6 protein-coding genes are annotated in these 7,213 nt (G+C 68.6%); 1 reads left to right on the forward strand and 5 read right to left on the reverse strand.

Going from position 1 to position 7,213, the window contains the following annotated elements; translation table 11 throughout:
* Nucleotides 1-364 precede the first annotated feature (364 nt).
* A complete protein-coding gene (locus tag GXP76_RS32540; RefSeq protein ID WP_242575218.1) occupies nucleotides 365-1,372 on the reverse strand; it encodes a stage II sporulation protein M in 1,008 nt (335 codons plus the stop codon).
* Between the two features lie 118 nt (nucleotides 1,373-1,490).
* Here GXP76_RS32540 and GXP76_RS32545 point away from each other — a divergent pair, with 118 nt between their 5' ends.
* Nucleotides 1,491-2,450 carry an RDD family protein gene (locus GXP76_RS32545; RefSeq protein WP_242575219.1) on the forward strand — a complete coding sequence of 320 codons (960 nt, stop codon included), beginning with the start codon at nucleotides 1,491-1,493 and terminating at the stop codon, nucleotides 2,448-2,450.
* Between the two features lie 32 nt (nucleotides 2,451-2,482).
* Here GXP76_RS32545 and GXP76_RS32550 read toward each other — a convergent pair whose 3' ends face one another.
* The 4 genes from GXP76_RS32550 to manA all read right to left on the reverse strand — a co-directional run.
* Nucleotides 2,483-3,097, reverse strand: a complete 615-nt coding sequence (locus tag GXP76_RS32550) for a hypothetical protein (RefSeq protein WP_242575220.1) — start codon at nucleotides 3,095-3,097, stop codon at nucleotides 2,483-2,485.
* A gap of 198 nt (nucleotides 3,098-3,295) precedes the next feature.
* The gene (ahcY, locus tag GXP76_RS32555) at nucleotides 3,296-4,753 is read right to left on the reverse strand and encodes an adenosylhomocysteinase (protein WP_242575221.1); all 1,458 of its coding nucleotides are present in this window, start codon (nucleotides 4,751-4,753) and stop codon (nucleotides 3,296-3,298) included.
* Nucleotides 4,754-5,149: 396 nt separating this feature from the next.
* Nucleotides 5,150-6,154, reverse strand: a complete 1,005-nt coding sequence (locus GXP76_RS32560; protein WP_242575222.1) for a cation diffusion facilitator family transporter — start codon at nucleotides 6,152-6,154, stop codon at nucleotides 5,150-5,152.
* Nucleotides 6,155-6,252: 98 nt separating this feature from the next.
* On the reverse strand, nucleotides 6,253-7,213 hold a 961-nt coding region (manA, locus tag GXP76_RS32565), incomplete at its 5' end, for a mannose-6-phosphate isomerase, class I (RefSeq protein WP_242575223.1).

A 7,213-nucleotide genomic window follows, 5' to 3' on the forward strand; every position in this document is an offset into this window, starting at 1 on the left:
TCCTGCTGTCTTGCGTTCCCGACTCTATCAGAACCTTTTCGCGTCTCGCTCCTCATGGAGAAGCGGTCTCGATTAAGAGTTCCAATGGCCTTCGGATTGGCCCTTTGCCTTTCGGCGAGCCCGACATTATCAGAAACATCCGGGCCGATCTAAATCGGCCGCTGCGATTCGGATGATGTATCGGAAAGCTCTGCGGAAATTCGATTCCCACTCAGAGCCGAGTAGACAAGCGCGCCACTCTCGAACATGTTCATCCTCGAGGCAACCGTTCAAATCTACCTCCCCACGTAGACCATGTCAACGATCGGCATCGATCTTTGCGGGGCGGAGAGGAGACTAACAGGTCAGGGACGCGTGACGCACATCAGGCTGCCGTGGGCAGTTGGGCACTCTGGTCGGCGCTCTCCACGTCGCCCGTCTCGCCCGCGCGGGCCGCTCTGCCGCCGAGTACGTACACGTACGCCAGGAAGGCCACCTCGGACAGGACGCCGATGGTGATGCGCGCCCACGTCGGCAGGCCGGAGGGGGTGACGAAGCCTTCGATCAGGCCGGAGACGAAGAGGATCAGGGCGAGGCCGATGGCCATGCCCACCGCTGCCCGGCCCTGCTGGGCGAGCGCTGTCCGGCGGGTGTGGGGACCGGGGTCGATCAAGGTCCAGCCGAGGCGCAGGCCCGTGCCCGCCGCGACGAACACGGCTGTCAGTTCGAGTAGACCGTGGGGCAGGACGAGGCCGAGGAACGTGTCCAGACGCCCGGCCGACGACATCAGCCCGATGCCCACACCGAGGTTGAGCATGTTCAGGAAGAGGATCCAGATCACCGGGAAGCAGAGGAAGGCGCCGAGGACGAGGCACATGGCCGCCGCCTGGGCGTTGTTCGTCCATACCTGTGCTGCGAAGGACGCCGCCGGGTGACTCGAGTAGTAGGTCTCGTACTCACCGCCGGGCCGGGTCATCTGACGGAGGTCCTCGGGGGCCGCGATCGCCGACTGGACCTCGGGGTGCGCCGATATCCACCAGCCGATGAGCGCGGCGACGAGGACCGAAAGCAGTGCGGTGGGTATCCACCAGTACCTGGAGCGGTACACGGCGGCGGGGAACCCGGCGTAGAGGAAGCGCGCGGCGTCGCGCCAGCCGGCGCGGCGGGTGCCGGTGACCACCGAGCGTGCCCGCGCGACCAGCTGGGTCAGGCGCGCGATGAGCATGGGGTCCGGGGCGCTGGACTGGATCAGGGAGAGATGAGTGGACGTGCGTTGGTAGAGGGCGACGAGTTCGTCCGCCTCGGCGCCCGTGAGATGGCGTCCCCGGCGCAGCAGAAAGTCCAGGCGGTCCCACTCGGGTCGGTGGGCCGTCACGAAGACGTCGAGGTCCATGGTCGGCTGCTGCTCCAGGCACTGGGTGCGTACGGTTCGTACTACTGCGGCACGTTGCAGGCCAGCTTGGCAGACTGAGCGGTCCGGGGGCAGAGAAGGTCGGCGAAGGGTGGCACCGGTGAACGAGCTCGTGACGGGCGACGCGGTCGTGCTGGGGCTGCGCCCCGCGAAGCTGCCGAGCCGGGCGTTGGCTGTCGTCATCGACCTGGTGGTGGTCTGGGCCGCGTACATCGCCGTGTCGATCGTCCTCGCCATCGCGACGGATTCGCTGGACACCGCCGCGGTGGCGGCGCTGGCTGTCGCGAGCTTCCTGTTGATACCGGTGGGTGTGCCGATCGCGGTGGAAACCCTCAGCCATGGGCGGTCGTTGGGGAAGCTGGCCTGTGGGCTGCGGGTGGTGCGTGACGACGGCGGACCCATCCGGTTCCGCCACGCCCTGGTGCGTGGGGCTATCGGTGTGGTGGAGCTGTTGATGTCGTTCGGCGTCATCGCGTCCATCGCTTCGCTCGTGTCGGCGCGTGGGCGTCGGGTCGGTGACCTCTTCGCGGGGACGCTGGTCGTACGCGAGCGGGTGCCGGCGGATCGGGCCCCCGCCGTGCCGCCTCCGCCGCCGTGGCTCGTCGGCCGCTTCTCGGAGCTGGATCTGTCGTCGGTGCCCGACGATCTGTGGCTGGCCGTACGGCAGTACCTGACGCGGATGCGGCAACTCGACCCCGGCGTCGGCTGGTCGATGTCGGAGCGGCTGGCAAGTGACCTTGCCGCGCGTACGGGTGTGCCGCTGCCGCCCGGCGTGCCGCCGGCTGCGTATCTGGCGGCCGTGGTGAACGAACGGCAGGCACGGGACGCGCGGCGGACCTTCGGCGCCGCTGCGGACGGTCGGTCCGCCCCGGCCGCTCACGTCGCTCCTGTCGCCCCTGTCGGCGGGCAGCACGTCCGTCCGCGGCTCACCCACCGTCCGGAGGACACACCGCCTCAGGACGCCGAGCGGTGGGATGTACGGCCGGTCGCGGCTGAGCCGGCGTCAACTGGAGAGCGTCCGGCCGATCCTCCGGCATCCGGGTTCGCGCCGCCTGCGTAGGTGACGGTCCGACGGCTGCCCCTGTCTCGGCGTCACGGCAAGTGCGAGGGAGGGGATTCGAGCTCTTCGAGTTCGATGCCCGGCGCCGCGAGCACCACGTCGCCGCTGATGTGAACGGTGTGCCGCTCACCGGTGTCCAGAGCGCTGACCTGGTACTCGTCCACGGTCAGGGGGCCATTGTCAGTGGCATGCGCTTCACTTCTCAGTAGCGCCCACGACTGGTCGACGGTTCGGGGGGCGAGGACGGGATCCGTGAACGCCACAAGGCGCACGCGGGTCGCGGGGGAAGCGGGAGTGAGGCGCAGAAGGCGGGTGATCGCGACGAGGAAAGCGGGAGATGCACCGGTGAAGGCATGGGCGGGGACATTGCCTTCGGTGGCTTCGGTGCCGGTGGGGTCGGTGCGGACCCAGGTGACGCCTTCGAGCGCTGCGGCGCGCACCCGCCAGCTCGCGGCGTGCAGTTCGAGACGGATGGGGCGGCCGAGCTCGTCGAGGGTGAGGTCGGTGGAGCCGGAGTGCTCGCCGGAGGGAGCGGTGATCTGGGAGACGTATCGCCAGCCCGAGGCGCCGGGTGCGCAGTGGAAGTGTTCTTCGCCGAGGGGGGTGTGGTCGTGCGGGTCGTGGAGTGAGTAGCGGCCACGGGGCATGTGCGGGAGTCCTTCGCTGTTCTCGGAGCCCGTGCCGTGGGAGCGCACGGGAGCGCCGCCCGCTTACACACAGACCGCCTGGACCCGCCCGGACCGTGAGCCGGTGGGAGATCCAGGAGCCACAGACCGGGGCAGGCCCCCAACACGGGGGTGTGGGGGCCTGCCCGTACCGCTGGGGTCAGCGGCGGTGCCTGTGGGTCAGTAGCGGTAGTGGTCGGCCTTGTACGGGCCTTCGACCTTCACGCCGATGTACGCGGCCTGCTCGGGGCGGAGCGTCGTGAGCTTCACGCCGAGCGCGTCGAGGTGGAGGCGGGCGACCTTCTCGTCGAGGTGCTTGGGCAGCACGTAGACGTCGGTCGGGTACTCCTCGGGCTTGGTGAAGAGCTCGATCTGGGCCAGCGTCTGGTCCGCGAACGAGTTGGACATCACGAAGGAGGGGTGACCGGTCGCGTTGCCGAGGTTCAGCAGGCGGCCCTCGGACAGGACGATCAGCGTCTTGCCGTCGGGGAACTTCCAGGTGTGGACCTGCGGCTTGACCTCGTCCTTGACGATGCCGGGGACCTTCGCGAGGCCGGCCATGTCGATCTCGTTGTCGAAGTGGCCGATGTTCCCGACGATCGCCTGGTGCTTCATCTTGGCCATGTCCGCGGCCATGATGATGTCCTTGTTGCCCGTCGTGGTGACGAAGATGTCGGCGATGCCGACGACGTCGTCCAGCGTCGAGACCTGGTAGCCGTCCATGGCCGCCTGGAGCGCGCAGATCGGGTCGATCTCGGTGATGATCACGCGGGCGCCCTGGCCGCGCAGGGACTCCGCGCAGCCCTTGCCCACGTCGCCGTAGCCGAAGACGACGGCGACCTTGCCGCCGATCAACACGTCGGTGGCGCGGTTGATGCCGTCGATCAGCGAGTGGCGGCAGCCGTACTTGTTGTCGAACTTCGACTTGGTCACGGCGTCGTTGACGTTGATCGCCGGGAAGAGGAGCGTGCCGTCGCGGTGCATCTCGTAGAGACGGTGGACACCGGTCGTGGTCTCTTCGGTGACGCCGCGGATCTCGGACGCCAGGAGGGTCCACTTCTGCGGGTTCTCGGTGAGGGTGCGGTTGAGCAGACGGAGGATGTGGCTGTACTCCTCGCTGTCCGCCGTGGCCGGGTCCGGGGCCGCGCCGGCCTTCTCGAACTCGACGCCCTTGTGGACCAGGAGGGTGGCGTCGCCACCGTCGTCCAGGATCATGTTCGGGCCGCCGGTGGAGGCGTTGGGCCAGGTCAGGGCCTGCTCCGTGCACCACCAGTACTCTTCGAGGGTCTCGCCCTTCCAGGCGAAGACCGGGATGCCCTGCGGGTCGTCCGGGGTGCCGTTCGGACCGACGGCCACGGCGGCGGCGGCGTGATCCTGGGTGGAGAAGATGTTGCAGGAGGCCCAGCGGACGTCGGCGCCGAGCGCGGCAAGCGTCTCGATGAGGACGGCGGTCTGCACGGTCATGTGCAGAGAGCCGGTGATGCGGGAGCCGGCGAGGGGCTGCGCCTCGGCGTACTCCTCGCGGATCGACATCAGGCCGGGCATCTCGTGCTCGGCGAGGGTGATCTCCTTGCGGCCGAAGTCGGCAAGCGAGAGATCGGCGACCTTGAAGTCCTGTCGGTTGGCGACAGTGGTCATAGCGAGCTGCTCCTCGTAAAGGGGTCGAGGGTGGGTACGGCTGACTCTGCGGCGGCGGGCATACGAATGCCCGGACGTACGCAACGCAGTCCGTCGGAGGCCCTCTCTCCCTCGGCCGGTCCGCGCCGCAGACCGCCCGACCGCCATCAGCAGCGACGTCTGGCTCTGGTGACGAATCTACACCGATCGGCCCAGCGCCCTAAAGGGCGCCTGGGCCCGGGGCCCGTCGTTGACGGGTTTCGAAGGGGCCTCAACTCGGGCCTTACGGGCGTTTCGCCGTATGCCCACGATGTTGATCTCTCCGGGAACGGCTGAAAGTCGCACCCGGACCCAGCTGCGCGAGGAGGCCCCGGCGCAACCGGCGCCGGGGCCTCCTTGCCGCAGATGGGCAGGTGATCAGTGGTCGCCCTTGCCGGGACTCTCTCCCGAGGCCGGCTCGGGGGTCGTGCCGCCCGGCGCCTTGGCCGGGTTGGTGCCCGCCGCCGCGGCGGCGGCGTTGAAGATGTCCGGTTCCAGGTAGATCACCCGAGCGATCGGGACCGCCTCGCGGATCCGGCCCTCGGCGGCGTTGATCGCCTGGGCGACCTCGGCCGCCGTGTCGTCGTGCTCGACCGCGATCTTGGCCGCGACCAGCAGCTCCTCGGGGCCGAGGTGGAGCGTACGCATGTGGATGATGCCGGTGACGACATCGCCGTCGACGATGGCGCCCTTGATCTTCTCCACGTCCTCCCGGCCGGCGGACTCACCGAGCAGCAGGGACTTCGTCTCGGCCGCCAGGACCAGCGCGATCACGATGAGCAGGATGCCGATGCAGAGCGTGCCGATGCCGTCCCAGACGCCGTTGCCCGTGGCGAGCGCCAGGCTCACGCCGAGGAGGGCGAGGATCAGACCGACGAGCGCGCCGAGGTCCTCCAGCAGGACGACCGGGAGTTCGGGCGCCTTGGAGTGCCGGACGAACTCCTTCCACGAGCGCTTGCCGCGTGTCTGGTTGGACTCGACGATGGCCGTACGGAAGGAGAACGACTCGGCGATGATCGCGAACACCAGGACGCCGACCGGCCAGTACCAGGCCTCGATCTCGTGCGGGTGCTTGATCTTCTCGTAGCCCTCGTAGATGGCGAACATGCCACCGACGGAGAAGAGCACGATGGAGACGAGGAACGCGTAGATGTAGCGCTCACGGCCGTAACCGAAGGGGTGTTCCGGGGTCGCTTCGCGCTTCGCCTTCTTGCCGCCGAGGAGCAGCAGCCCCTGATTGCCGGAGTCGGCGAGCGAGTGCACGCTCTCGGCGAGCATGGACGACGAACCACTGAAGAGGAACGCCACGAACTTGGCTACTGCGATCGCTAGGTTGGCGACGAGCGCCGCCACGATCGCCTTGATTCCGCCTGACGCGCTCATTGGTGCGGTGGGTCCCTTCATCGGTCTGCGGCCCTGGCGCCGCGGTACGGCGGCACATTGTTGCAGCCGCCGGGGCGGACCGTGCGAGAAGCTCCGGTTCAGGCGATGACGGTGGCCCTGAACACCCTGCCCGTACCGGTCAGTTCGGTCTTCTCGCCCGCGGGGACGAAGACCGAATCACCCGGGTTCAGGCCGATTTCGTTGGCGCGCGGTGTGCCCGCCGTGCAGAGGAGGATCTGCGGGGTGTCGGCGGTGAGTTCCCTGGGCTCGGCGCCCGGGGCCAACCCGTAGCTGGACAGCCGGAATTCGTCGATCGGGGTCTCGTACAGCTCCTCGCCGGACGCCGATGCCTCGGGGCGGAGGACGGCGGGCTCGGTGGACTCGAAGCGCACGATGCGGAGCAGTTCCGGTACGTCGACGTGCTTGGGGGTGAGACCGCAGCGCAGGACGTTGTCCGAGTTGGCCATGATCTCGACGCCCAGTCCGTTCAGATAGGCGTGCGGGACGCCGGCGCCGAGGAAGAGCGCCTCGCCGGGCTGGAGTTGTACGTGGTTGAGCAGCATGGCCGCGATGACGCCCGGGTCGCCGGGGTAATGGTGCGCGATCGACACGTATGGCGAGTACTCGCCGCCGAGGCGTGCCGCCGCCTCGGCGGAGGAATGCACTGTGTGGGACATCTCGTCGGGGTCGGCGGTCAGCACGGCGGTGAGGACCTCGCGCAGCGCGGCTTCCTCGGGATGTGCGCGCAGGAGGTCCACGTAGGGCTTGAGCGGGTCGACGTCGAGCCGGGCGAGGAGGTCGGCGGTCTCGGCGGGTGCTCGGAAGCCGCACAGGCCGTCGAAGGGGGTCAGGGCGCAGATCAGTTCGGGCTTGTGATTGGCGTCCTTGTAGTTGCGGTGCGGCGCGTCGACGGGGACGCCCTGGCGCTCCTCCGCGGCGTAACCCTCCTTCGCCTGGGCGAGGTTGGGATGGACCTGAAGGGAGAGGGGGGCGCCTGCGGCAAGGATCTTGAGGAGGAAGGGGAGACGTGGACCGAATTTCTTGACGGTGGGGGCGCCG

The organism is Streptomyces sp. NP-1717 (assembly GCF_022695985.1).
Lineage (GTDB): Bacteria > Actinomycetota > Actinomycetes > Streptomycetales > Streptomycetaceae > Streptomyces.

Coding starts and splice junctions, on each gene's coding strand:
- GXP76_RS32540 (WP_242575218.1), bottom strand. CDS start 1,372: ATGGACCTCGACGTCTTCGTGACGGCCCACCGACCCGAGTGGGACCGC.
- GXP76_RS32550 (WP_242575220.1), bottom strand. CDS start 3,097: ATGCCCCGTGGCCGCTACTCACTCCACGACCCGCACGACCACACCCCC.
- ahcY (WP_242575221.1), bottom strand. CDS start 4,753: ATGACCACTGTCGCCAACCGACAGGACTTCAAGGTCGCCGATCTCTCG.
- GXP76_RS32560 (WP_242575222.1), bottom strand. CDS start 6,154: ATGAGCGCGTCAGGCGGAATCAAGGCGATCGTGGCGGCGCTCGTCGCC.